This is a genomic window from Paenibacillus sp. 1781tsa1, assembly GCF_024159265.1.
GTDB lineage: Bacteria > Bacillota > Bacilli > Paenibacillales > Paenibacillaceae > Paenibacillus.
This window is the reverse complement of record NZ_JAMYWY010000001.1, coordinates 3,573,893-3,598,456: the sequence shown is the minus strand read 5'-3', so window position 1 is coordinate 3,598,456 and position 24,564 is coordinate 3,573,893. Positions and strand designations below refer to the sequence as shown.

Below are 24,564 nucleotides of genomic sequence, written 5' to 3'. Positions count from 1 at the left end.
AGTCAGCCATGGTTGCTTACCAGAGGTCTATGAAGTCACAACCACCTATATTCATCTTACGAGAAATATTCATTGTAAGCATCTTCAGTCGTCTGTACGTTCTTCATATACATAATCTTTCCCTCTTCATTTAAACGCATAATATCTATACCTTCTTTGGTGAAAACCGTGCCATCTACTGCTTGACCGCATACTGCCCAGTTAGTTCGATAACTGCCGTCGGGCTGAATAACCCATGCATCCCACATATGTTTAATGTCTTTATTGTATTCATAAATAGTCTTAATAACTACTTCGAATCCTGTACGACTGCTACCGTTTGAAACAATTTCAGCATCCTGCGTGAACAGGGATAACAAGTCCTTCATAGCCCGATCGTCAGTGCGAGATGCATCAAACAAGCGGAAATAATTATTTAACATCGTGATGTTTGCATCGGTGTTCAGAGAGTTGGTAGTATTGCCAGCGGTTGCTGTATTGGACATGTTATTACCTCCTGTATTGTCTATACTGTCTTATGCAGTATAGTTTTCAGTTCGAATATTTTCGAACTGTTTGGTCTGAAAAGAAATATAACACACTTCCCACATAGCTGCAATACATAATTCGAAAATTTTCGAACAATAAAAAATAAGCTAAATAGACAATCCCTCGAAAGATATAATCTCTTTTTATAGCGTTTTCTCCACGCTGGGTCAGGGTCATTGAATAGTGCATGTACAAACTTCATAAATTCCTTCGTTTTTATACCACTCCTTCTTCATTTGCGTCCTGTAGCATGACTTACATCGGGATAACGAAGGAGCAGAACGAATGAAGAAAACGATGATGTTAACCTTACTCATAGTCATTACGGCGGGAATGATCTGGTGCAACTGGGGGCTTGTAAGGTCAGGTCAAAATCAGCCGGGTTCTATAGCTGGCACCAGCGGCTGGCAGGAAAATAGGCTTATTGCACATGCATTCGGTGGAGTTGACGGTGCTAGCTACACCAATTCTTATGAGGCATTTATAACCAATTACAATAGAGGGTACCGTTTGTTCGAGGTTGATCTTGTGCAGACGACGGACGGGAAGCTTGTAGCCAGACATGATTGGTCGCAGAAGCTACAGCCGGACTTGGCCGCTCATCGCGGACGAAACGTAACCAAGCTTCAGTTTGCAAACTCGCTTATTATGGGAAGATTCCACCCTCTTACCCTGCCGGACATACTGCAGCTGATGAAACAATATCCTGATTTTGACTTAATTGTGGACACGAAAGCATACCGCAAAGAGCAAATTCAGCAGCAGTTTGCGCATCTAGTCAATGAGGTTCGGCGTACGGATCCTGCACTGCTCAACCGGGTTATATTTGAAATCTTCAGCCCGGAAATGTATGACACGGTTATGGGAATCCACCCCTTTCCAAACAAAATATATTCACTTTACAAAACTGGCGCCTCCGCCGAAAGTATTGTAGAATTCGTAAGGGACAAACAACTGACAGCCGTTGCCATGCCTGCATACCGCGTGTATCTAAACCCCAATTTAGTTCCAGCACTGAATAAGTTTGGGGTAAAAAGTTATGTTCACACTGTCAACAGCAGACCGGTTATGCAGATTCTGTCCAGGTTTGGGGTACATGGGTTTTACACGGATCAGGAAGAATCACCAGAGGAGCTAATGCTTGCAGACGCTCCCCCCGGCCATGTTGAATTTTCGCGATACATGAGTTCCGGATTAGCAAGTATAAGAAATATCGTGATGAAGGTGAGAAACAATGGCTACTAATAACATTCTTGTTGTAGACGATGAACCGGAAATTCGGGAAGCGCTCGTTATTTATTTGAAAAGTGAAGATGTGGATGTATTCACTGCCTCTAACGGATTGGAGGCGCTGGAAATTCTTGAACAAGAAACCATTCATCTTATTATTATGGACAACATGATGCCGCAGCTCGATGGAATTAAAACGACATTTAAAATTCGTGAAAACAAAAATATACCGATCATTATGCTTTCCGCCAAGTCAGAAGATAGCGACAAGATTTTGGGACTCAACGTGGGCGCTGATGACTATATTACGAAGCCGTTCAATCCTCTAGAGCTGATTGCCAGAGTCCGATCTCAGCTGCGCCGGTTTACGAATTTAGGTTCCTTTCAGTCAAACAGGGATGAGCTCATTCAAGTAAGAGGACTCGTGCTGAACAAAAGCTCGAAGACTGTTGAGATAGATGGTGAGGACGTCAAACTAACCCCGAAAGAATACAAAATTTTGGAGCTGCTGATGGAGAACAAAGGCAGAGTTTTCTCAATCGAAGAGATTTATGAGCGCGTGTGGAATGAACTGATCTTCACTTCAGAGAATACGGTTGCCGTACATGTGAGAAACATCCGTGAAAAAATTGAAATCAATCCCAAAGACCCAAAATATTTAAAGGTGGTATGGGGAATTGGATACAAAATTGAGAAAAAATAAAGCCGATCGGAAGGTTCCAATCGACCTTATTGTCATCATTGTCGCCGCGATCTTATGGATCCTCTTACTCATAAACTCGTATTCATACACGGGGTTGAGTATTGGCTATTCAACTTCAAGTTACATACAGGTACTGCTTGCCTTAATTATTCTTTGCTTACTGACAAGCAGGCTGTTTCTTTATTTAAAGGCACCTCAAGCTAGACGTTCCTTCTGGCATGGCAGCCTGCTGATGGATTACTTTCATATTTGGAGAACCGGTCTTAGAGCCAGTTTGCAAAACTGGAGATTAACGTTTGGCATCATCATGATGTTTCTGCTAACCGCGATAGCGGGCATTTCTATTTGGGAGGCAGACACATATTACAGTGGATACGAACAGGGCTTGCTCATACTTTATGTATTGCTGTATGTGCTGTTCCTGGTTCCGTATATCCTTTCCAAGCTTGGCCGCTTCATCGCCATCATCAACGGGAGCAAAGAAATTGCCGAAGGGAATATTCAGAATACGATTCAGGTAACCGGCAAGGATGCCTTATCCAAGCTTGCTGGCTATATTAACAATATGAAAGCCGGGTATCAAAGCGCGCTGGAGAATCAAATGAAGAGCGAACGGTTAAAAACAGAGCTGATTACCAACGTATCGCATGATTTGAAGACCCCGCTTACTTCTATTATCAACTATGTTGATTTGTTAAAAAAAGAAGATCTGTCTACGGAGACTACCCGAGCCTATATTGAAACCCTGGACCGGAAGGCGCTACGGTTGAAGCTGCTGATTGAAGACCTGTTCGAAATCTCAAAGATCGCCAGCGGTACGGTAGAGCTGGATATTGAGTACGTCGATGTCGCAACTTTGTTGACACAGGCGATTGCCGAGTCCAATACCAGTATGGGACAAACGTCGCCTGTGATTCGGGAGAGGATTGCAAAATTCCCCATCCATGCACATTTGGACGGCAATAAAATTTGGCGTGTATTCGAAAATTTAATTGGCAACGCGCAGAAATATTCGCTTCCAGGAACCAGAATCTATATTTATTTGGACGAGTCTGATGATCAGGTACAATTCAAGATTCAAAATACTGCTGCTTATGAGATTGATTTTGCTGCGGAAGAGTTGTTCGAACGTTTCAAAAGAGCAGATGAATCCCGCCAGACTGAAGGCTCAGGCCTAGGGCTGTCCATTGTGAAAAGCATCGTTGAGCTGCATGGCGGGGAGATTAAAATCGAAATTCATGGCGATCAATTCAACGTTATTCTGCATTTACCCAAGCAGCGCATTATCTAAAAGGCCTAAAACCAAGTTAACCCTCAATGCTCCTTTTCAGGATGTATGAGGGTTAACTTTTCATTTTTATTCAGGTATTAAAGGTGAATCGTATGAATGACTTACCGACATGACTCACTAAATATTAGTCCAGAAGACTGTAGATCTGAATGCTCTCGACCTTGGCATCCTTGATATGAAACGACATCACATCCACATAATTGGATGGCTCGTAACGGAAGTCATCCTCCTCATCTGGAGCTCCATCCCCAAGCAGTTTCCCCTCAGGGTAGGCGTTTTTGAGTGTATCCAGGCTGTCTCCTGCTTTAATGTTTCGCACTGTCGCGTACTTAGGATCTGTGATTTCGATATGAAAGATGGAGTCTTGTTTGCCCTCCGGTATACTGATGGTTTTAATCTCCAGACCGGGATACGTGTACACTTTTTCCGTAAAACCGATTAAGTTATCCATATTTGTTCCATCGTCAGCACTGTACGTATGAGATTTCAGGTTATCCGGTTTGCCAAGCATCTGTTCCATCTGATCTTCATTCGCTGTATCCGAAATCGCAATGGTGTGCTCATTATAGACAAAAGCAAGCTCCTTCAGCACCACATTGCCTTCCTTCTCCATCGAACCTTCTTTAATCGCTTCAGTACCCTTTTCTTCCGAATTTACGGAAGCAGGCGTATTAGTATTGGTTGCTCCTTCGCCTTTGCTTTGTTCATTTGCTGTGGTCTGTCCGGTTGCGGGAGATGTAGCTTCACTGGATTGACAGCCCGTTAATGCCCCCGTTAGTAAAGCGCCTAGTACGATAAACCCTGCAGCTTTCTTTGTTAATTTCATCATGATCCCTCCATAAATGTTTGATTTGTTCTTATGAAGTGATTATAAATAAAAGATTTGTTAGTCTTATAACAGAAATGTACCAATCTTGTAACGTTACCTATTTAGGCTTGGGTTTTAGATGCAGGGCTACGCTCGGGGCAAAACAATTGTAACGGTCGTCCCTTTTCCCAGTTGACTTTCGATGTCGATATATCCATTAAACCGCTCTACAATCTCTTTGCAAATGGAAAGTCCAAGACCCGAACCATTTGCTGTACTTGCATTTTTCGCCCGGTAAAAGCGTTCCTGAACTCGCTCCAGCTCATCGCCCGCGATGCCTATGCCTTGATCACGTATCCGTATAACTACTTCGCTTGGCGTATGTTCCAATTTCAATTCGATCAGCGATGGACTGCCTGAATATTTGATGGCATTGTCCACAAGATTAGCGATCGCATGGGACATCAGCATTGGATTCACGTTGGCTTGCACTCTTGTCGTACCCTCATCTTCCGGTTCTTGCTCCGCCTGACTAACTCTGATCTCGATCCCTTTATCCTTAGCCTTGGCTCCCATATTCATTGCAACTTGCTGAATCAGTTCGTTCATTTCCGTCTTTTCGACTTCCAAATTATTAGAACCAGCCTTATCGAATCGGGATAGTAATAACAGTTCATTAATTAAGCGGGTGAGCCGATCCGATTCCTGCAACAGATGAGCATAGATTTTTTGCAGCTCCTTGTTCTCAGTCTCCCCTTCAACCAAGTATTGAGAGAAACCACGAATGGCTGCCAAGGGTGTTTTTAACTCGTGAGATACGTTGGAGACAAATTGTTTCTGGTACTGAATGTAATCATGAAGCTGTCGCCCCATGGAATCCAGCCCATCTGCCAGCATGCCCAGCTCATCCTTCCGTTTTAGATGAACTCTCCGAAACTCCTGTCTGGAGAAACTTTGCGCAGCGCCAAGTAGTATCTTAATCGGCTTGGTTGTATTGCGTGCAATCCATAGACTGGCTAACGTAATCAGTACAATGAAACCGCCTGCACCTGCAAACAGGATATAACGTATTTGATCCATGATGGCATAAAAGTAGGAAATGTCCTCCACGAACTCATACACATAAGCGTTTTCGTAGAATTGATCCTGAATGGGCGTCGCAAAATAAAGCAGATGATCTTCCGTGACGGTGTAGGCATAACTGCCGCTTAGTGCTTTCTCAATATTTTTGTCAAAAATAAGCGGTTTGCCATCATTAATGATGATGCCATCCACAGCCAAGCCCAGCAATTGCTTGGAGCTGTCATAGATACGTACTTCCTTGCCTGAAGCTTTCAGCTTCTCCAGCGCAAGTCTGACGATTTCCTCCGTCTGCGGCTCTCCTGACGATGACCTATGCTGAGCCAGCACCTCACGGAAGGACAACTCGGACAGATCTGCCTTCTCCATCATCTGTTTCTCAATGGTAACGAAGCTGTAGTAATCAATGGCTTTGTTCACTGCAAATATGATGATGCCAAAAGACAGCAGGGAGAAAAATAAATAATTCAGCAGTAACCGGGTTGCATATTTCAGGCCTCGCCACCTCCAAGTTGATAGCCAAATCCATAGATCGTCCTGACATACTTCGGTTCATCCGCGTTATCCTCGAGCTTCTTCCGTAATCGCATGATGGTCATATCCACACTGCGACTGTCTCCCATAAAGTCATATCCCCACCCAATCTGCAGCAATTCATCCCGGGTAAAGATTTTTTCTGGCCTTTTGAGTAACGTTTCCAGAATTTTAAACTCTTTGGCCGTTAAAGACACAGGTACATCGTTTTTCAGCACTCTTCGGCTTTCCAGGTCAAATGTCAACTCTTCATGAATGATGCGTGTAGATGTCACCTCTGTTCCTTCGCTTGATTCCTCCTTGCTCTCGTTTCTTCTCAGAATCACCTTGATGCGAGCGAGCAATTCACGATTATCAAAGGGTTTGGTCATATAATCTTCCGCGCCTAGTTCTAGTCCAAGCACCTTGTCGATTACCTCATTTTTGGCTGAGAGCATAATCACAGGAATGGCGCGTTTTCCGGTAATTTCCTTGCACAAGTCATATCCGGAGCAATCTGGCAGCATCAGATCAAGTACCACTATATCGGGTTGAAAAGAGTCGAGCAGCCTCAGGCCCGTTTTGCCGTCCTCTGCGGTCTGCACATCATAGTTTTCTCGCCTTAGCACCAGCTCAATTAAATCTCGAATAGCGATTTCATCATCAATGACTAAGATTTTCTTCAAAATGTACACGCACCCCTATCTACCCTTGTTCTCCAACGTCTTCAATCCTATATTAACCCATCTTAGCACAGACGCTTTAGATTCCTCCACCGACAGGAAGATGAGGTATAATCCAACGAACCCCACATAACTTGTAATAAACCCGAAGAAAGGAGAACAATCCATGGATCTGCTCTGGGTACTCATTGTTGGTGGACTTATTGGTTGGTTAAGCGGCAACTTGATTGGGCGAGATGTACCGGGCGGTGTACTTGGGAACGTTATTGCGGGTTTTATCGGTTCCTGGTTAGGAACGGAATTGCTGGGACCAAGGGGACCGGTGATTGGCGGATTTCACATTATTCCAGCCATCGTTGGCTCCATTATTGCCCTGCTCATCTTCTTCGCTCTCGCACGCGGCGGGGCCTTCCGAAGACGTTAATCAAGAGAGGCGAAGACCGATACCGTCGTTCATTAGATAAAAGGACCGAAAGCATTCATCGATGGGAGATGAACACTTACGGTCCTTTTTTTGTGCTGACTTTATCCATTCCTTCAAGCCTGAAAAGGCATTGGAAGATCAAACACTCCGCTGATCCTTCATCATTTTCGGCAACTAAAGGATAGAAAAACAGCGGCACTTGTAGGACACATTATCCTGAAATGCCGCTGTATAGAGGAGTTAATGAACAATGAGGACTGGGCAACTTGATAACTGTGAAACCTTGTGGCTAACACTTCCAAGCATCATTTCTTTTATGCCTCTTAGCCCACGGCTCCCGATAATAATAAGTTGCTGCTCCGTATCCCTTGCATAATTCAATATTTCATGCCCAGGATCTCCCTTAAGATGAACAGTTTCCGGGTTAATTCCCGCAGATTTTAATTTAGATTTGGCTTGATGCAACTGTTCCAAACTCGCTTTCTCCATTTCGTTCATTATGTCTTCCAGAAAATTCTCTGGTAAAAACGTCATGCCGATCGGCACATAACTCTGGCTAACATGAACCAAGGTAACTTGAGCTTGTTTATTTTGTGCTATTTCAACGGTTGCATCAAGGAGTTTGTTCGTTATTTCACCTTTATCAATGGCCACCATAATTTTGTCAAACATAGTTATCATCCTTTCCGTGACATTTCGTAACTATTTTGACTACCCACAAAGCGGTTGTTTGCAGCTCCTATACCCACTAAAAAGAGTAAGATCGAAGCCCCTAGAAGAATGAAAAGTGGCAGGTTCCAGCTATTTGTTGCATCATGCAGATATCCTATAAGAGCTGGACCAATTGCGGCAAGAAGATATCCGATCGATTGGGCCATACCAGATAGTTCCGCTGCTTGATGCGCATTTTCAGTGCGTAACCCGAAAAACATCATGGCCAAACTAAAGGCGAAGCCTCCACCAATTCCGAGTATGATGATCCACAAAAGAATGATATTGGAACTGCCGTAAAGAAGTCCGAGCGTCCCCGTCAAAAGCAAAATGGTTGTGATGACTACTAACAAACGTTGATTAGACATACGCCCAGCAACCACAGGCACAATAAAGGTAAATGGAAGCATAGCTAACTGCATGATCGAGAGGTACCAGCCTGATTGGTTGGATTCAATTCCTTGCTGCTTTAAAATTTCGGGCAACCATGCGATCAACACATAGAAAATCATGGACTGTATCCCCATAAAGATCGTTACTTGCCAGGCAAGCGGGGATCGCCAGACATTCACATCGTTGCTGGCCATCTGTTGACTCGTCTTGGCTGTTTGGTTCGTTTGATTTCTTAATTGGGGTAACCAACACAGGATCGATACAAAGCTTAGTATCCCCCATACCGCCAGTGCTCCCTGCCATTTTAGCCCTCCGTTTATGGCTAGCGGTACACTGATTCCCGAAGCGATTGCCCCAGATAAATTCATTGAAATGGAGTAAATTCCTGTCATGGAGCCAATTTTATTAGGGAAATCCCGTTTAATTATGCTGGGCAATAATACATTACAAACGGCAATTGCGAATCCAAGAACTGCTGTCCCAATAAACAGATTAACTGCGCCAGATAAAGATCGTATTACAATACCAACAGTCAGCAAGATTAAGGCAAGCAAAATGATACGCTCAACCCCATATCTTCGTCCTAACTTTGGTACGAGAGGTGATAATAAAGCAAAGGCAAGCAAAGGTACCGTTGTGATCAGACCTGCTAATGTATTTGAAATATGAACGTCATCCCTTATAAATCCCACTAAAGGACCAACTGAGGTTAAGGGAGTACGTAAATTAGCTGCAATAACAATAATGCCGAGAATGATCAGCGCTACAGAGGATGGCACGAATTTATTATTTTGTTTATTCGGCATTCTTCATTTCTCCTTCCTGAATTCTTACGTCTTATTTTTGCTACTTGTTGGCTGGAAACTTTGCTATAACATCCGCGCGAATAAGAAAAGTATATTATACTATACTTTATTAAACAATAATTATTTTATGATATACTAAAATAACCTAAAAAATGCAACTCCGAATTTCCGTCATGGAATTCGGAGTTGCATTTAATAAGTGGCTTTTCGACTTTTAGAAACCATACTTTAAGGATATATGAAGCACTGTTTCGCTATTTGTATGATTGGTATAGGCGTGAGGGTAATCTGCACGAAAACTGATCGTATCATATTGATTCAATGTGTGAATCTCTCCATTGACTTGTAACTCAATGGAACCAGTCATTACTGTCGCAATTTCAGTTGTGTTCACATGATGACCTTCAGGGTAATATGAGCTATTTGGCTGTAAATAAGCCCGGCACATTTCAATATCATTGCTTTTAAAAACGGGTTCAATGATCCAATTTTTTTCATCATTAGAAAACCGCAGTCCCTCGCCTGCCCGATACAAACTAACAGGTTTCTCTGCTGTGAACAAAGCCAATAGCGGTAACGATATTCCTTTTGATATTTTCCATATAATGGCCAAAGTTGGATTTGTCTCGCCACGTTCGATATTTCCCAGTGTAAGTTTGCTTACGCCTGTTAATTCTGATAAGTCGTCTAAGGTCATGTTTTTTTCTTTTCTGTACTTTTTCAATGCACCGCCGATTTGTAATACAATTTGTTTTGATTCATCTATTTCATCCATTTGATATTCACCTCAACAAAAAACTATATAGCTAGTATATTGTTTATTTAGATTCTTTTCCATACGCTCCTAACGACGTTACTCAATAACGAACATCATACGTGTTATATTTGAAGAATCGTATAGGTTATGAAAGGTGGTTTAACAAATGAAGATTCTCATCGTTGGCTATTTTAGCGAGACCTCAAAATCAAATATTGTAAGGTGTTTTCCACAAGACTGGAACGTTGTAATTGTCCCGCCCGGAAACGAAATGCTGCATCATATTGAAGATTGCCATGTAATCATCCCTGAACATATTAAAGTGGATCACAGCCTGCTTTCTGTCGCAAAAAAATTGAAATTGGTACAGACGGGTGCAGGATATGATAATGTGGATGTCCCTGCCTGTACACAGCTCGGCATTTGGGTGGCCAATGCTGCAGGAGTGAATGCACAGGCAGTGGCCGAGCACGTAATGGCACTGATATTGTCTTATTATAAAAACATATCGTTTCTGGATACTTTCATGAAAAACAAGATGGATGAACATCAATTGGACTATACAGGAAGTGAATTAAAAGGCAAAACGATGGGGATTATCGGTTTGGGCGCTATCGGAAAAAAAGTAGCTGCGTTTTGCAGGGTCTTTGATATGAATGTGCTGGCTTATGCGAGAAATGCCACTGCACAATCGGATGATTTGGTGAAAATGGTGGATTTTGATACGCTTGTAAGCACATCGGACATCGTCAGTGTACATGTACCCTTGAATCAACAAACCAAACAGCTGATCAACAAAGCGACATTCAAAAAAATGAAGAATACATCTCTTTTTATCAATACAGCCCGCGGCGGGATTGTCAACGAAAAGGACTTAATGGATGCATTAAAAAACGGGGATATTTCAGGTGCATGCCTGGATGTGTTTGAATCTGAACCGCTTCCTATTGACAGTGATCTCCGGAATCTGGGTAATGTGATCCTTACTCCCCATACAGCGGGAATGCCTGATGGTCGGAAATATCATAAAACAAGATATGATTTTTTTATAAAGAATATAAAACGTGTAGAAAATGGTGAAGAGCCTGAAAGCAAGCTCAATCAGTTACCTTGCCCTCCCTCCACGGATAATCTAATGTAAGAATAAAGGTCTGGGCAGTTTAGTTTGCACCCAGACCTTTTTCCTGTTCTGCTTTTGAACGCCTACATATCCTCAGCATATGTTTACGCTAATTTAGCAGCCCCACCAGTATTCTATCGTTAAGTAAAATCGCAATTAGTATGATGATGGTTGATTTTCGTTTTAAACGCCACGGGGTGCATATGCGCAAAGAAAGACACGTACCCCTTCAGTGATGATACGTTTGGTTTGTTCCGCCCCCAATGTTCCTGTTTGTCCAGGTTGATTAAAGACCAATAAAAACGTTAATGCAGTGAAATGTTTCGTAGCCATTTCAGGATCGGGAACATCGAGCAATCCGTCTTGACCAAACGCTGTAAATCTCCTGGTGAGCCCTTCTTCAGTTGCCTTATCCAGCTTTTCCAAAAATGAGTCTGGCAGGTTGGCAGCTTCCACCATTACCAGACGGATCAAAGCCATATAGTCGGATGAGCCGTTCGCAGAAGCTACAATTTGCTCGCAAAACAAGATGAGTGCCTGTTTCAGATCTGTGAATTCCGAGAGGTGGTCTGAAATCCCTTGCTCAATCATGTCAAGAACCGCAGAACTGGAATCTTCCACAACGGTAAGCAACAGGTTCTGTTTGTCACCATAATAATCATAAACGGTCCGTTTGGAAACACCTGCTTTTGCTGCGATCGCATCGACACTGGAACGCTCAAAACCATCTGAAAGAAATAGATCTCTTGCTGCTGTAATAATTTTAGCTCGTTTGTCAGAAGAGCCCTTTCGGATTTTCTTGTTTTCCGTATGTTCCATTCTTCTATTCCCCCTATATGTATACTATCTGAAATCGATTAGAGTTAAAGCTTTGTTTACAAACTACACTGCACGGTGTAGTATAACACGTGTAACCTATCAAAACAATGATCAAGGAGGATTCAACCATGAATACCATGCGGTCTTTTGTTGATGTTCTTATTGTCGGGGCCGGTCCCACGGGGCTTACACTTGCCTGCGATCTTGCCCGTCGAAACGTCGCCCATCGTATTATTGAACGAAGCACCTTATACAACGTTGCTTCTCGTGCTAAAGGAATCCAGCCTCGCTCGCTTGAAGTCGTCGATGATTTGGAGGCCGTTCATCACATTATTGACACGGGTGTTATGGATTTGCCTGTTCGTTATTATACCGCAGATGGCAGGAGTGTGGATAAGCCGTCTATTACCGTGGCAGCCAGCGTCGAACTCGCAACCCCCTATCGTGATCCAGTCTGGATTGCTCAATTTGATGTGGAAAAAGCATTGCGCGACCGATATGCAGAGCTTGGTGGGCAAGTTGAGTTGGGCATGGAAGCTGTAGGGCTTGTTCAGGATGTGGATGGTGTAACGGTAACCGTGAATTCACCACAAGGAGAAGAGCACATTCGCGCTCGTTATGTCGTCGGCGCTGACGGGGGGAAAAGCAATATTCGCAAATTTATTCACTTACCGCTGGTTGGAGAAACACACGATCATGAGCGATGGTATCTTGGCGATGTACGATTGGAAGGATTAGACCGTGACCGTATCTATATCTGGACATCTTCGGAGGGGATGGTCGGAGTGACGCCGCTGCCGAAATCCGATATTTGGCAACTGCAGGCTACCATTCCAGCAGACCACGAAGAACCAGAGCAGCCGTCGCTAGAGACATATCAAGCCATGTTTGACCGGCGCGCCGGGGCTGGACGTGTTCGACTCACAGATGCTTCCTGGCTGTCCATCTACCGGGTCAACGTTCGAATGGTAGAACGTTATCGTAAAGACCGCGTTTTCCTTGCTGGCGATGCTGCCCATGTTCATTCACCTGCAGGCGGTCAAGGTATGAATACCGGCATACAGGACGCGTACAACTTAGGCTGGAAGCTCGCTGCTGTCATTCGCGGAGCGGATACCTCCTTACTCGACACGTACGATGAAGAGCGCCGTCCTGTGGCTCAAGCCGTGCTTGAGGACAGCACGAAGAAGATGGGAGTGGTCGTTGCAACGGCGACAGAAAGCGGAGAGTTGTCCCAATCTTTGAGCACCATATCCGACGATCTGACGAGTGGGCTTCTCATTTCCTATCGGTCAAGTTCTCTTATCCGTCCGTCTCCTCTAACCCATGTTACCTCTCCCTCTCCTGGGGATCGTGCTCCTAATGCTACGGGCCTGAAAGGCACCGGGTTTGCAGGAAGTATCTTTGACCTATTGCGCGGCCCACACTGGACGCTTTTGGCTTTTGCAAACTGCGTTGATTGTATTGTTCCTTCCTTGAATAACTTCACCAACGATGAACTCCATGTGCATTATATCCTGCCATCGAACGAAGATGGGACGGAAGGCTTAATAGACACAGTAGGGAATGCCTATCGAATATACGATGTAGCAAGCAAAGAACTCGTCTTGATTCGTCCTGACGGTTACATCGCACTGCGTACCTCTCTGGATGATACCGCATTAATTTCGAATTACTTGAATTCCATCTATCGCGTAAACTGATTTGGACACTATATGAGGTTTTAAAGTGCAGAACCTATACTCAAGAGGAATTACTCATCTTGAACACTAATAAGGGCTAATTGATCCCTGTGGCGGTGGCATCTCAGAGGCTCCTGCCTCTGTTACATCGCTCTGTAAAAAAAGAAAAACTCGTATAGGCAGGGGATTTACTTCCCTGCCTATACGAGCGTCTGTGTCTAATTACACTCCAACATTTAATCAGGATGTTTTTAGCAATCGTTTTAATTCATATAGTGATATTCCAGAAGGTCCTTCAAATTTGAGATTTTCTGCAGCAGCTTCTCTCCAACATTGGTTTCCTTCACGAGTTTTCGTTCCAGTTCTTTATCCACCAGTCTTTTTACAGACAATACGTCCGTTCCGTTGCATAACACATCTTCTTTTGAATTGAATTTCTGATGGGCGACGAGCTGCATGCCAAAGGAATTAAACAGCAACGTATATCCGGCAATGCCCGTTGTGGATTGATAGGCTTTGGAAAAACCGCCGTCAATCACGATCATTTTACCGTTTGCTTTAACAGGGCTCTCTCCGCGAATTTCTTTGACTGGTGTGTGGCCGTTAATGACATGTCCATGATCCGGATTCAAATCAAACTCTTGCATGATTTTTCGACAGACCTCTTCATTCTCACGTAAATGGTAGTATGGATTCTTGTTCTCTTTATGTGCTTCTTTATCCTGGATAAAATACCGTTCAAAAGTAGTCATTTCTCTCTTTCCAAAGAGCGAGGAACATTCCCCTGTCCAGATGTACCATACCATATCCGTCGCCAGATCTTCTGTCTCTTCCGGATGCGCAAAGGCGTAGCGTAAATGATCTTCAAAAACATCAAGCAATTGACGGCCCGCATACGTCTTGTCTTCAATCTGCATTTCTTCCATATTTCCTTCTTCGTCCAAAGGAATACAGCCGTGGATTAACAAATTCCCGTTGTATTTTAAATAAAGACTACCCTTCTTCATAAGAAAGTTCATATGTCTGGCCAGCTTTTCGGAATGCTGAACGGAGAACAGGAGCTTTTCCATCACCTGACGTTCTTCCTCCAGCAATTGTTCAGGCTTTTGCGGATTTACAGTGCTGAAACAGGTGTTTTCCAGCGGGTACGTTTTTCCGCAGATATTGATTTCATTGTTGTCGTAATCAATCTTCTCCAGCAAAAGCCTCTCAGACATATTAAAGTACGGACGTCTCTTGATAATCGGGATTTCCAGTTTAAACTGGATCATTGCAATGGCCTGGTGAATTTTGGTGATCTGCAGAATTTCCTGCTCCGATACGTTATGGCCAGCTTGCAGTTTAGGTCTAAAGGGCAGATTGTCTTCGTAATATTTCTCCGCCAGATTTAGCAGTGGGCGCAGATTGATTCCGTACACATCTTCAATGATGTCCAGATTGTCGTACCTGGCGCAGATCCGGATAATATTCGCAAGGCAGACCAGAGAACCCGCATATGCACCGATCCAGAGGACATCATGGTTCCCCCACTGAATATCTACAGAATGGTAGTTGATTAGCGTGTCCATAATTTTATCAGGGTCCGGCCCCCGGTCATAGATATCTCCAACCACATGAAGATGGTCAACTACCAGGCGCTGGGTCGTATAAGCAAGGCCGATGATGAGCTTGTCCGCCTGGCCCAAGGATATAATTTGTCGATATATTTCCTCGTAATAAGGGTCCTTATTGTTGGTCGAATCCGTCTTGTATAGAAGCTCTTCTACAATATATACATATTGCTCCGGCAGAGCTTTACGCAATTTCGAGCGCGTATACTTGGAAGAGGCATAAGAGATAAGCTTAAGCATGTGTTCAATCGTTCGTCTATACCACTGGTTCAGAGCCTGTTTATTGCTCAGTTCACCTATAACCAGCTGTATTTTTTCTTCCGGATAATAAACCAATGCCGCAAAATCATTGATTTCTTGATCTGTCCAAGCTTCCCGGAATAATTCTTTGATTTTCTCTCTGACGGTACCCGAACCGTTTCTTAGTACATGCTGAAATGCCTGGAACTCCCCATGCAAATCGCTGACAAAATGCTCGGTTCCCTTCGGGAGATTGGAGATCGCTTCAAGGTTGATGATCTCGGTTACAATCTTTTCTTCCGTATCATATTTTTCGGCCAATAAATCTAGAAACTGCTCATCCAAAACAGATGTCCCCCTCCAAAGAAGTAATGTCTTCCCCAATCATACTCCAATTCGTCGTAGATGAACAAATTTCATTGAAACCGTACGTTAATGTCTATCTTTAAACCGTTTAATCGCATCCTCGGTCACGGGCTCAAAAAGGTTAAGTAGGTTGCCATCGGGATCGCGGAACAGCATGGAACGGTTTCCCCACGGCATCATGGTCGGTTCTTTTACCCAATGATCGACAAATGACTTTAAGCGCTCATATTCGGCTTCCACATCATCGACTCGAAACTCAATAATGACAGTACGGTTATTGGCGCTCAGTACAGCATCCGTACCGAACAACTGCGCCGTCTGGGAATGGCCTATTGCAAGGGTGCATGATGGCACAACGAGTTCGGCAAATACCGGCGCAGGTCGTTCTGCCGTAACCTCCAAGACTTTTTCGTAGAACTCAACGAGACGATCCACGTCGTCAGTAATGATGCGTACAGAAGAAAAATTCACAATATATCATCCTTTCTAAATCTGACTGTGTCCTACAGTTGTTGTAAAACAGAATTGTTACTATCTATATCCTTTTACATTTACATATCCAATGATAAAAAAACGCTACTGACAACGTTATGTCAGTAGCGTTTTAAAATAATTGGGGCTTTCGTTCACTTCACTCTAAAATTGTTTTGAGCATATTTGGATACGACGGGTACCGCACTGAACAGATATCCTACAGTAAGCACGATTAAGACAACAGTGAGCACCCACAGAGTTGGATTTAAAAACATCGTTATAACAAAGCCTAATGAAATAAGACTGTTCACTAATGTAAAAAGAGGATTATTGGTGTCCAACTCCGTTGTGTAGGGTTGGAACACATAATATACCAACAGATGATGTACTGAGAAAAATATGGACAGTGTCATCGTCATAAACCAGATGGCAAGCAATGTACTTATATCCCTTCCTTCAGACAAAACAAGTATAGAGATACTTAGTACGGCTGCTAGACACGCACCTAATTTTAGATTTAAGAATAATACACTTCTAAACCTTAGACGAAAATGTTGCTTCGCATGCTTGCGATAAAAGGAGTAGCGCATAAGCTGCATATCACAATGGTAAAATAGCCCCTTACAAACCTCTCGACCTATTGTCAGGCTTAGCATAGCCATAATGAGTATAGGCGTAAATCGTTCCACCGTGTTTAGAGAGACATGGTCTCTGAAAATGAGTGCGAAGAAAGATAGTAATAATCCGATGATCATAATAGCTGTTAAACGTCTGCGAAAAGGCAATTGGATGAGATGATCGTGCCGAGTAACCAGGAGGTTGTGAATTTGGTCGTATCCCCTCTTATTCGATGAAGTTTGCACACGATCATGCAGGTTAGCCGAGGAATCGCTGCTATGCTCATGATCTTTTGACTGAACCATTTTTTGTTGAAGATTAGCCATCATGATTTCCGTATTTAACAAAGGATCAGCTTGGTTCGTTACTGCGCGTACTGCTGCTGTGTAATCGGTATGTTTGAGTAAGACATAACCAGCAACAGATTTCCTGCATCGGCACTCTCCTTCTCAACTCCGTTTTCCATCTGTTTCCGTTCATTTTCTGTCCGAGCAATCTCGCTTTCATTTCGCAATAATTCAATGACCTTCTCTTCAAAATCGGGCTGGATGAGGATATCAGGGGAAATATGCGTCAAACTGCCATCATTTAGAATAATTAATTCATCACACAGATCCGTTGCCAGTTGTAATATATGAGTTGAGAAAATGAGTACATGATCCTTCTTCATATCACACAGCAATTGTTTCATCTCGCTCGCAACGATGACATCAAAGGAAGTGAGAGGTTCGTCCAGCAAGATTACTGTTGGTTTAGTGAGCAAAAATAACATCATTTGCACTTTGTTTTTCATCCCATGTGAGTAGTGCTTAATGAGTTTATGCCGGTCTTCCTGTGTCATGTGCATCATATCAAAAAGAGCGTCAATATCGTCTCCTCGCCCTTCAATCACTTCGGAATTAACATCAATGAAAAAACGTACAAACTCATATCCCGTCAGAAACTCCGGTAACAATGGCATGGAATATACGTATCCAACATCATCTATCTCGATGTTACGGGATGTGGATTCGTCCACGACTTTCATAGTGCCACCATCTGCCTGTATCTCGCCACCTAAACAATTAAATAAAGTTGTTTTTCCAGCACCATTTCGTCCCAGAAGGCCATATATCTTTCCTTTTTCAAATTGAAAACTGAGATCGTTTAATACTTGTTGATCACCAAAACTCTTCCTTACATTCTGAAGTACCAGTTTCATTTATTTTCTCCTCACATTCACCATAATTAGTTATTCGTTTACATGAATCTTCATTCATAGATACAACAAAGTTACTGTTCTCGTTTGCAAACATATTTAAAAGTTGTTTAGTTTTCATAAAATCAGTCCTCTCATTAATTTAAGAATCGTCTTTCTTGATCGATATAGCCAATATTGGTAAAATAGACAATCCTTCTTGTTGTATTCTATTTTGAACGTGGAATCCCTCTCTTTGAACCACTTCACATAAGTATATGATCTTATTAATTTCTGGATTCTTATTTTTCCATCAGGAAACGATAAAAAAGCCGCCAAAATAGCGACTTGAATGAGAATATGTTCTTCTTGTCCCTCGACATCTAAGACATTCCAGCTTGCTGTAAAACATCTTCTAATTTCAATTTTCCAACAATTTGATACCCTTTTTGGTCTCCCAGTGGTTTGATAATGACTGTCTCCATACTCGAGAGTTCTCCTAATCCCAGACCGTTAGGAAAAGAGTGAGCTACAATAAGCCTGTTCGAATTCGTTGGAGAGGTTTGCTCCACTTCATTTGTAAATGCTTGAATTGTACTGTTTATATTTTCTGTATCCAGATTTTGACTGAGTTTATATATGTTTAACCAAAATGTATTTTCTTTTACATTTTGTGCACCAAAAGCAATCTGAGCAGTTTGGAGAGTTCGACAAAGGGGGCTTGCTTCCACGGGGAAATGGACGGGGATATTTAGTTTCCGAATAGCATGACCATACTTCTCTGCCTGTTCCTTTCCAACCGCACTTAAATTCCTCTGTGTGGAGCAATCTGTCAAACTAAAATCTGGTTGATCTACTCCAACTGTTGCATCTCCATGTCGGACATAAAGGATGTAACCCCCTTTTTGTAGATCATTTATGAGAGAAGATGTGGATATTTCTGATGCTTCGGCAGTATGATATGCCCCAAAGAACAGAAAAAGACTAATGACTAAAGTGGTTACACGGTACATGGATTTTCCACCTTTTTCTCCCTACTCTCCCCCTTGTTATCATATTTTATTCAACATTTCTCTCCTTATGGGACATCAATAATTGATAAATCCTTCCCTCTGAAAAAAAGGACTTTTGCCACACCTGTTTCAATACACGTCGGATTGTTTTATTTTATCAACAGCTGGCTTTCCGAATGATTATTAGCTGGACTAGTACATACTAAGGAAAAGTTGGATGAAGCTTACATAATGGAGGTCTCTTCATGGTATTTACCATCACAATTATCATCGTTACACTGTTTGCAATATGGGGAGCCGTTGCTCCTGATCAGCTGGCGGACGTGGCTAACGTAGCCTACAACTTCTCTATTCACAATTTTGGCTGGTTTTATTTGTTAGCGACACTGTTCTTCCTGATCTTCGCTTTCTATCTGGCATTCAGCCGATTTGGCGGTATCAGGCTGGGGGATGACGATGATGAACCGGAATATTCTACGATTTCCTGGCTGTCCATGCTGTTTAGCGCTGGTATGGGCATTGGATTGGTTTTCTGGGGAGTTGCTGAACCGCTGTCCCACTATTTATCTGCACCAGAAGGAGCAGAACCCGGAACTGCGCAGGCAGCAAGACTTTCCATGCGTTATTCCTTCTTTCACTGGGGGCTGCATCCTTGGGCGATCTATACCGTCATCGGTTTAGCGCTTGCTTACTTCCAGTTCCGCAAAGGATACAAAGGGCTGATCAGTTCCACCTTTATTCCTCTGATCGGTGAGCGTCTTGCTGCAGGCTGGCTTGGTAAGTTCATTGATATTCTGGCGGTTATCTCTACGATCTTTGGTGTTGCGACCTCGCTTGGTTTGGGTGCACTTCAGATCGGTGGGGGGCTGAATCACTTATTCGGTATACCTAACTCGGTTGTGACCCAAGTTGTCATTATCTCAGTTGTAACCGTATTGTTTCTAATCTCGGCAACTTCCGGACTGGATAAAGGGATTAAGATTCTGAGCAATACCAACCTCGTTATAGCTGTGTTGTTGATGCTGTTTGTGTTGGTAACTGGACCAACTTCTTTTATATTCGACACTTTCACAACAACCTTGGGCAGTTATATGCAGAATATTATTAACATGAGTTTGAGATTGACGCCGTTCTCAAGAGAAACCTGGATTGGAGCATGGACGTTATTCTACTGGGCATGGTGGATCGCATGGGCTCCCTTTGTCGGTACTTTTATCGCAAGGGTATCCAAAGGAAGAACCATAAAAGAATTTGTAATTTACGTCATGGTTATTCCAAGCCTTTTCGGATTTGTCTGGTTCTCAGTCTTCGGCGGAACAGGACTTCACATGGAATTGTTCAATGCCGCTCATCTGGCGGAAGCCGTCAAGGAAGATGCGACAACCGCTTTATTCCTTATGTTGGAGCAGTTGCCTTTAGGCACAATCGTAGCATTCATCGCTACTGTCCTGATCATGATCTTCTTTATTACGTCGGCTGATTCGGCTACCTTTGTGCTTGGCATGCTGACTACAGATGGCAAGATGGATCCGAGCACAAGAGTGAAATTAACTTGGGGAATCATGCAGTCCGCTATAGCGGTAGTGCTGCTGATTAGTGGGGGATTGAACGGCCTTCAGACGGCCTCCATCGTGTCTGCCCTGCCGTTCGCTGTTGTCCTTATCGGGATGTGTGTCTCCTTACTCAAGGCACTGCAGGCTGAGGACAAAGAGCGACGTCAGAAGGAAAAACGGCAGCGCCAAAAGCTGAAACGACTGCTGGAGGAACATGAAAACTTGCAGCCTGAAGTTCCAGGCACGTAATGTATCTTGTTGATCTCGTTAGAAAGTGTGCCTGTCTTTTCTTCGAGAATTGTAGTACAAGCTTCTCCTTGTTCTATTACACGCAAGTACATAAAAAAACCAAAGTTCCGATCGGAACTTTGGTTTTTTTTTATGTAACATTTGGAGTTTTTTTGATTCTCGTTGACTTTCGCATCAGGTGCTTTGGATACCTTTAATAACTTCAACCTTTTTGTCTCCTGCTGACTTCGCTACCTCCAATGTTGTTTTACCTTGGAAAACGACGATCCCGCCAGTAGCCAGCATAGAAACGATTAAAGCTGCGCTAAGGGTTGTGCAAAGTTTCTTCTTAATCATAATGATACCTCCGATTTTTTTTATATGGATTCACGTCACCCAACACGATGTGCCGTGTCGATCCAGTAATCAATTTCGTTTATACTTGGTCTCGACCAATTACATTATTTCACTTTTATATTGGGTATTCCCACAGATGATTGTATTATAGCTTACTTACAATGATTGTAAAAGGTTTAAATGCAGATGCAGCATGAAAATAAGTCCTGACTATGTGGAAATTGCATGAATGAACGGTTTATTTTCATTCTGTACATGAAAAGCTTCCCTTGCTGTTTCAATAAACGATGACATGATTGGTGAAAGCCACTTTTCTTTATGCCACAACATCTGTGTATACACCCGCAAATCCGCAATTTGCCATGGAAGAACAACTAGTTGTCCGCGTTCAACTTCGGCTTCTACAACGATTTCAGGAAGAAAACCAATACCGAGTCCTGAGATCGCACATTGTTTAATGGCTTCAGCGCTTTGAAACTCTAGATATGTGATGTTATCAATGCCCTCTTTCTCAAAAGACCGGTCAAACATTGCTCGATATGGACAACCCTTTTCATTAGTCAGGAACACTTCTCCATGAAAATCTTCCAACTGCAACGTTGTTCGTTTAGCAAGCGGGTGATCTGGAGCCGCTAACAACCGGAATTTTTCCTCTACAAGTGATTCCACGACCAGCCCGTTTGAACGAATAGGTTCGTCTAGCATATAAACGATATCCGTGGTTCCCTCAAATAATGTTTGCTTGAGCTCTTGATTAGGCACTGAGCGAAAGATCAATCGAACTCCCGGATGTTGCGAACGAAACTGTTGAAAGATAGTTGGAAGCCGGTAGGAGCAGATGACCTCATTCGCACTTATTGTTAGGGTACCGGTTAGTTTTTCATTGTCATGAACAACACTACGAGCCTCCTCCAATTTTTCAAGTACATCTTGGGCATGCGGTAAAAAGCGTTTGCCCGCTGTTGTAAGAGCGAGTTGCTTGCCCAACCGATCAAAGAGGCGAACTCCCAGCTCGTCTTCCAATGCTTTAATCTGCATCGTGACGTTGGAAGGAACGTAGCTAAGTACTTCTGCTGCCCGCGTGAAGTTTAATGTTGCTGCAACCGTACAAAACGTATTCAGTTGGCGAAATTCCATTGATGTTCTCCCTTCATCTTTCAATTTTATTGAATGCTATCTTGAATTCCATTCACTTTTAATGAGACTATCACGGCTCTATACTAAGCACAAGAGATCACAGTGAGCATGTGGTTTTTCAATTTGAAGGGAGCGACTATACGATGGATTATGAAATTTTTAATTTGGGTGATGTCATTTTACAATCAGAAGTGACGTTACCAAACGCCTATCTCGCTTATAAAACTTACGGAAAATTAAATGAAAAGAAAGATAATGTTATTGTCTATCCAACCGCTTTTGGAGATCAGCATGTTCAAAATGAATGGCTCATCGGCAGCGGGATGGCACTGGATCCAGAGAAATATTTTATTATCGTTCCTAATTTGCTCGGCAATGGCCTCTCTTCCTCTCCCAGTAACACGCCTCCTCCATTTGACCGGTCAAACTTTCCACAAGTAACGATCTATGACAACGTTAGATTACAGCACCGACTGCTGGTTGAGAAATTCGGTATTCAAAAGATTGCTCTCGTCGTAGGGTGGTCTATGGGCGGCATTCAGGCATTTCAATGGGGGGCTAGTTACCCGGAGATGGTTGAACGAATTGCACCTTTTGGAGGAATCGCCAAGCCTTGGCCTCACACCTATGTGGTTCTGGAAGGTGTGAAATCTTCCCTGCTATCAGCGGTCCATTTTGACTCAAGTAAATTAAACCAATTGACTTCTGCAGACATGCGCGCCGTTGGTCGGGTATATGCCGGATGGGGGTTATCACATGCGTTTTACAGAGAAGAAGTTTATCATGAGATGGGATTTGAATCATTGGAAGATTTCGTAGCTGGTGTCTGGGAAGAGAGTTTCATGAATATGGATCCGCATAATGTTTTAAGCATGTTATGGACAGGACAGCATGCAGATATTAGTGCCAATCCCTCCTATAACGGAGATTTTGATAAAGCGCTTAAAAGCATAAGAGCACTTGCCTGCATCATGCCAGGGAGCACGGATCTCTTCTGCACAGCGGACGATAATGAATATGAAGCGGAGCGTATTCCTAATGCTACTTTTAACCCAATACAATCCATCTGGGGTCATTTTGCTGGTCGGGGGATCAATAGTACCGATAATCAATTTATTGATGACAATCTAAAACATCTGTTGTCACTTAGCACAAAAGTATAAACTATCACTTGCATTGGATGTGTCACTTTAGCGAAATTTTCTTTTTTCTTCAATCGGGACACGAACAGTACAAAAAAACAAGTCGCTAAAATAGCGATTTAATGGGAATATGTTCGTGTCCTTTGACATTTTTCCGCGGCCGAGTTGTTTACGCATTATTCCAGACTGCTGAAAAATCGTTCAACAAATACATCACCATATATTTTCTCCATATGCGCCGTGTTAAAAATATATTGTTCCATATGCTCAAGCTTGCGCAGATTGCGAACCAGTACTTTCCGATCGTCGTCAGATAGATTAGGGTCTTCGTCTATCTTCTTCATAGCCTTTTTCACACGTGAGGATACCTGCTCAACATACAAATGGTTTTTGGATTTTGGCGGAATACATTGCGTCAGGTCACAGCCTACAAAACGAACACCGTCAAGGATGCAGTTTTCAAAATTGGCGATTAGCTTTTGTTTGCCATCTCCTTCAAACGTAATATCCACTAGCTTGCCGGTAAAGGAACAATTGACGATATTCGCCGCTTGTAAAATCCGGTCATTAAATCGACATTTAAAAAAAGTACAGTCGATAAACGTAGCATTCTCCAATGTCATGCCTCTCATATCGCAGGAGGAAAATTCGCAATTGGTGAAAACAGCTTCGTTCCTCGCAATGCCAACAGAGCGCAAGTCGGAACGAATAAATGTACAATGATTAATCGTACTACCGGCAAAAAATCTCGCATTGGTAAGATCGCAGGTATTAAATACAAGATGATGCAGGTTGCAGCTCCAAAATATTGGAGAACCAACATTCGAATTTGTTATGGTTGTTTCGCTGATCGTTTCGTGTTCATACCTGACAATATCAGTGAATATTTCGTTGTCTACTGTCATACCAGACTCCAGTCTTCTCATCCCAATCACCCTATCATTTCTTTAAAATATTTTAAAATTATGAAAATAAGATCAAAGCAGGAACCCTGCTGATCTACTTTCATCTTCTCACTTCATACATATTGTAACAAACTTAAAATACCTCATGTTAATGAACATAACAGTGGTTTCAATCATTCATATTTATATTTCTAAA

At 42.8% G+C, this 24,564-nt stretch carries 23 protein-coding genes; 8 read left to right on the top strand and 15 right to left on the bottom strand.

Annotated elements, in window-relative coordinates:
- Window positions 1-56: 56 nt before the first annotated feature.
- Window positions 57-485, bottom strand: a complete 429-nt coding sequence (locus tag NKT06_RS15880; RefSeq protein ID WP_253436265.1) for a nuclear transport factor 2 family protein — start codon at window positions 483-485, stop codon at window positions 57-59.
- A 328-nt stretch (window positions 486-813) separates the two neighbouring features.
- Between NKT06_RS15880 and NKT06_RS15875 the strand changes: the two genes are divergently transcribed.
- From NKT06_RS15875 to NKT06_RS15865, 3 genes are read left to right on the top strand one after another with little or no spacing between them, the layout of a single operon-like run.
- Window positions 814-1,773 carry a phosphatidylinositol-specific phospholipase C/glycerophosphodiester phosphodiesterase family protein gene (locus NKT06_RS15875; RefSeq protein ID WP_253436262.1) on the top strand — a complete coding sequence of 320 codons (960 nt, stop codon included), beginning with the start codon at window positions 814-816 and terminating at the stop codon, window positions 1,771-1,773.
- Complete coding sequence (locus NKT06_RS15870) at window positions 1,763-2,461, top strand: response regulator transcription factor (RefSeq protein ID WP_253436259.1); 699 nt, start codon at window positions 1,763-1,765, stop codon at window positions 2,459-2,461. Before NKT06_RS15875 ends, NKT06_RS15870 begins: the two co-directional genes overlap by 11 nt.
- Window positions 2,436-3,752 (top strand): sensor histidine kinase, encoded by a 1,317-nt coding sequence (locus NKT06_RS15865; RefSeq protein WP_253436256.1) that lies wholly within the window; start codon window positions 2,436-2,438, stop codon window positions 3,750-3,752. The genes NKT06_RS15870 and NKT06_RS15865 overlap by 26 nt, the downstream gene beginning before the upstream one ends.
- Before the next feature lie 124 nt (window positions 3,753-3,876).
- On the opposite strand, the gene NKT06_RS15860 is transcribed toward NKT06_RS15865, so the two are convergent.
- From NKT06_RS15860 to NKT06_RS15850, 3 genes are all read right to left on the bottom strand, one after another.
- On the bottom strand, window positions 3,877-4,581 hold the full coding sequence (locus NKT06_RS15860) for a hypothetical protein (RefSeq protein ID WP_253436253.1): 705 nt from the start codon (window positions 4,579-4,581) through the stop codon (window positions 3,877-3,879).
- 126 nt (window positions 4,582-4,707) lie between these two features.
- Complete coding sequence (locus NKT06_RS15855) at window positions 4,708-6,060, bottom strand: sensor histidine kinase (protein WP_253436250.1); 1,353 nt, start codon at window positions 6,058-6,060, stop codon at window positions 4,708-4,710.
- 71 nt (window positions 6,061-6,131) lie between these two features.
- Window positions 6,132-6,848: a response regulator transcription factor gene (locus tag NKT06_RS15850; RefSeq protein ID WP_253436246.1), complete on the bottom strand. Its 717-nt coding sequence runs from the start codon at window positions 6,846-6,848 to the stop codon at window positions 6,132-6,134.
- 154 nt (window positions 6,849-7,002) lie between these two features.
- Here NKT06_RS15850 and NKT06_RS15845 point away from each other — a divergent pair, with 154 nt between their 5' ends.
- Window positions 7,003-7,260, top strand: coding sequence for a GlsB/YeaQ/YmgE family stress response membrane protein (locus NKT06_RS15845; protein ID WP_091029919.1), 258 nt, complete (start codon window positions 7,003-7,005; stop codon window positions 7,258-7,260).
- Window positions 7,261-7,500: 240 nt separating this feature from the next.
- On the opposite strand, the gene NKT06_RS15840 is transcribed toward NKT06_RS15845, so the two are convergent.
- From NKT06_RS15840 to NKT06_RS15830, 3 genes are all read right to left on the bottom strand, one after another.
- Window positions 7,501-7,932: a universal stress protein gene (locus NKT06_RS15840; protein WP_253436243.1), complete on the bottom strand. Its 432-nt coding sequence runs from the start codon at window positions 7,930-7,932 to the stop codon at window positions 7,501-7,503.
- 5 nt (window positions 7,933-7,937) lie between these two features.
- Window positions 7,938-9,170, bottom strand: a complete 1,233-nt coding sequence (locus NKT06_RS15835; protein WP_253436240.1) for a CynX/NimT family MFS transporter — start codon at window positions 9,168-9,170, stop codon at window positions 7,938-7,940.
- Between the two features lie 214 nt (window positions 9,171-9,384).
- On the bottom strand, window positions 9,385-9,945 hold the full coding sequence (locus tag NKT06_RS15830; RefSeq protein ID WP_253436236.1) for a helix-turn-helix domain-containing protein: 561 nt from the start codon (window positions 9,943-9,945) through the stop codon (window positions 9,385-9,387).
- A 148-nt stretch (window positions 9,946-10,093) separates the two neighbouring features.
- Here NKT06_RS15830 and NKT06_RS15825 point away from each other — a divergent pair, with 148 nt between their 5' ends.
- Window positions 10,094-11,068, top strand: a complete 975-nt coding sequence (locus NKT06_RS15825; RefSeq protein WP_253436233.1) for an NAD(P)-dependent oxidoreductase — start codon at window positions 10,094-10,096, stop codon at window positions 11,066-11,068.
- 162 nt (window positions 11,069-11,230) lie between these two features.
- On the opposite strand, the gene NKT06_RS15820 is transcribed toward NKT06_RS15825, so the two are convergent.
- Window positions 11,231-11,866 carry a TetR/AcrR family transcriptional regulator gene (locus tag NKT06_RS15820; RefSeq protein ID WP_253436231.1) on the bottom strand — a complete coding sequence of 212 codons (636 nt, stop codon included), beginning with the start codon at window positions 11,864-11,866 and terminating at the stop codon, window positions 11,231-11,233.
- A gap of 128 nt (window positions 11,867-11,994) precedes the next feature.
- Here NKT06_RS15820 and NKT06_RS15815 point away from each other — a divergent pair, with 128 nt between their 5' ends.
- A complete protein-coding gene (locus tag NKT06_RS15815) occupies window positions 11,995-13,569 on the top strand; it encodes an FAD-dependent monooxygenase (RefSeq protein ID WP_253436228.1) in 1,575 nt (524 codons plus the stop codon).
- A gap of 242 nt (window positions 13,570-13,811) precedes the next feature.
- Here NKT06_RS15815 and NKT06_RS15810 read toward each other — a convergent pair whose 3' ends face one another.
- The 4 genes from NKT06_RS15810 to NKT06_RS15795 all read right to left on the bottom strand — a co-directional run bounded on the left by NKT06_RS15810 (window position 13,812) and on the right by NKT06_RS15795 (window position 19,046).
- The gene (locus tag NKT06_RS15810; RefSeq protein WP_253436224.1) at window positions 13,812-15,743 is read right to left on the bottom strand and encodes a fructose-1,6-bisphosphatase; all 1,932 of its coding nucleotides are present in this window, start codon (window positions 15,741-15,743) and stop codon (window positions 13,812-13,814) included.
- 87 nt (window positions 15,744-15,830) lie between these two features.
- Window positions 15,831-16,235, bottom strand: a complete 405-nt coding sequence (locus NKT06_RS15805; RefSeq protein ID WP_253436221.1) for a VOC family protein — start codon at window positions 16,233-16,235, stop codon at window positions 15,831-15,833.
- 985 nt (window positions 16,236-17,220) lie between these two features.
- Entirely contained in the window at window positions 17,221-18,057 is an 837-nt protein-coding gene (locus NKT06_RS15800) for an ABC transporter ATP-binding protein (RefSeq protein ID WP_253436218.1), read from the bottom strand.
- Window positions 18,058-18,416: 359 nt separating this feature from the next.
- Window positions 18,417-19,046 carry a histidine phosphatase family protein gene (locus NKT06_RS15795; protein ID WP_253436215.1) on the bottom strand — a complete coding sequence of 210 codons (630 nt, stop codon included), beginning with the start codon at window positions 19,044-19,046 and terminating at the stop codon, window positions 18,417-18,419.
- Between the two features lie 245 nt (window positions 19,047-19,291).
- On the opposite strand from NKT06_RS15795, the gene NKT06_RS15790 reads away from it, so the two are divergent.
- Window positions 19,292-20,848, top strand: a complete 1,557-nt coding sequence (locus NKT06_RS15790) for a glycine betaine uptake BCCT transporter (RefSeq protein ID WP_253436211.1) — start codon at window positions 19,292-19,294, stop codon at window positions 20,846-20,848.
- Between the two features lie 174 nt (window positions 20,849-21,022).
- Here the strand turns inward: NKT06_RS15790 and NKT06_RS15785 are convergent, their stop codons facing one another.
- Together NKT06_RS15785 and NKT06_RS15780 are read right to left on the bottom strand one after the other, a co-directional pair.
- Entirely contained in the window at window positions 21,023-21,184 is a 162-nt protein-coding gene (locus NKT06_RS15785) for a hypothetical protein (protein ID WP_253436208.1), read from the bottom strand.
- 210 nt (window positions 21,185-21,394) lie between these two features.
- Complete coding sequence (locus tag NKT06_RS15780) at window positions 21,395-22,321, bottom strand: LysR family transcriptional regulator (RefSeq protein ID WP_253436205.1); 927 nt, start codon at window positions 22,319-22,321, stop codon at window positions 21,395-21,397.
- Window positions 22,322-22,464: 143 nt separating this feature from the next.
- Between NKT06_RS15780 and NKT06_RS15775 the strand changes: the two genes are divergently transcribed.
- The gene (locus NKT06_RS15775; protein ID WP_253436202.1) at window positions 22,465-23,484 is read left to right on the top strand and encodes an alpha/beta fold hydrolase; all 1,020 of its coding nucleotides are present in this window, start codon (window positions 22,465-22,467) and stop codon (window positions 23,482-23,484) included.
- Window positions 23,485-23,639: 155 nt separating this feature from the next.
- Here NKT06_RS15775 and NKT06_RS15770 read toward each other — a convergent pair whose 3' ends face one another.
- Window positions 23,640-24,389: a pentapeptide repeat-containing protein gene (locus NKT06_RS15770; protein WP_253436199.1), complete on the bottom strand. Its 750-nt coding sequence runs from the start codon at window positions 24,387-24,389 to the stop codon at window positions 23,640-23,642.
- Between the last annotated feature and the right edge of the window lie 175 nt (window positions 24,390-24,564).

Coding starts and splice junctions, on each gene's coding strand:
- NKT06_RS15870 (WP_253436259.1), top strand. CDS start 1,763: ATGGCTACTAATAACATTCTTGTTGTAGACGATGAACCGGAAATTCGG.
- NKT06_RS15815 (WP_253436228.1), top strand. CDS start 11,995: ATGAATACCATGCGGTCTTTTGTTGATGTTCTTATTGTCGGGGCCGGT.
- NKT06_RS15800 (WP_253436218.1), bottom strand. CDS start 18,057: ATGAAACTGGTACTTCAGAATGTAAGGAAGAGTTTTGGTGATCAACAA.
- NKT06_RS15785 (WP_253436208.1), bottom strand. CDS start 21,184: ATGATTAAGAAGAAACTTTGCACAACCCTTAGCGCAGCTTTAATCGTT.
- NKT06_RS15840 (WP_253436243.1), bottom strand. CDS start 7,932: ATGTTTGACAAAATTATGGTGGCCATTGATAAAGGTGAAATAACGAAC.
- NKT06_RS15875 (WP_253436262.1), top strand. CDS start 814: ATGAAGAAAACGATGATGTTAACCTTACTCATAGTCATTACGGCGGGA.
- NKT06_RS15790 (WP_253436211.1), top strand. CDS start 19,292: ATGGTATTTACCATCACAATTATCATCGTTACACTGTTTGCAATATGG.
- NKT06_RS15770 (WP_253436199.1), bottom strand. CDS start 24,389: ATGAGAAGACTGGAGTCTGGTATGACAGTAGACAACGAAATATTCACT.
- NKT06_RS15835 (WP_253436240.1), bottom strand. CDS start 9,170: ATGCCGAATAAACAAAATAATAAATTCGTGCCATCCTCTGTAGCGCTG.
- NKT06_RS15830 (WP_253436236.1), bottom strand. CDS start 9,945: ATGGATGAAATAGATGAATCAAAACAAATTGTATTACAAATCGGCGGT.
- NKT06_RS15780 (WP_253436205.1), bottom strand. CDS start 22,321: ATGGAATTTCGCCAACTGAATACGTTTTGTACGGTTGCAGCAACATTA.
- NKT06_RS15775 (WP_253436202.1), top strand. CDS start 22,465: ATGGATTATGAAATTTTTAATTTGGGTGATGTCATTTTACAATCAGAA.
- NKT06_RS15820 (WP_253436231.1), bottom strand. CDS start 11,866: ATGGAACATACGGAAAACAAGAAAATCCGAAAGGGCTCTTCTGACAAA.
- NKT06_RS15845 (WP_091029919.1), top strand. CDS start 7,003: ATGGATCTGCTCTGGGTACTCATTGTTGGTGGACTTATTGGTTGGTTA.
- NKT06_RS15860 (WP_253436253.1), bottom strand. CDS start 4,581: ATGATGAAATTAACAAAGAAAGCTGCAGGGTTTATCGTACTAGGCGCT.
- NKT06_RS15795 (WP_253436215.1), bottom strand. CDS start 19,046: ATGTACCGTGTAACCACTTTAGTCATTAGTCTTTTTCTGTTCTTTGGG.
- NKT06_RS15880 (WP_253436265.1), bottom strand. CDS start 485: ATGTCCAATACAGCAACCGCTGGCAATACTACCAACTCTCTGAACACC.
- NKT06_RS15825 (WP_253436233.1), top strand. CDS start 10,094: ATGAAGATTCTCATCGTTGGCTATTTTAGCGAGACCTCAAAATCAAAT.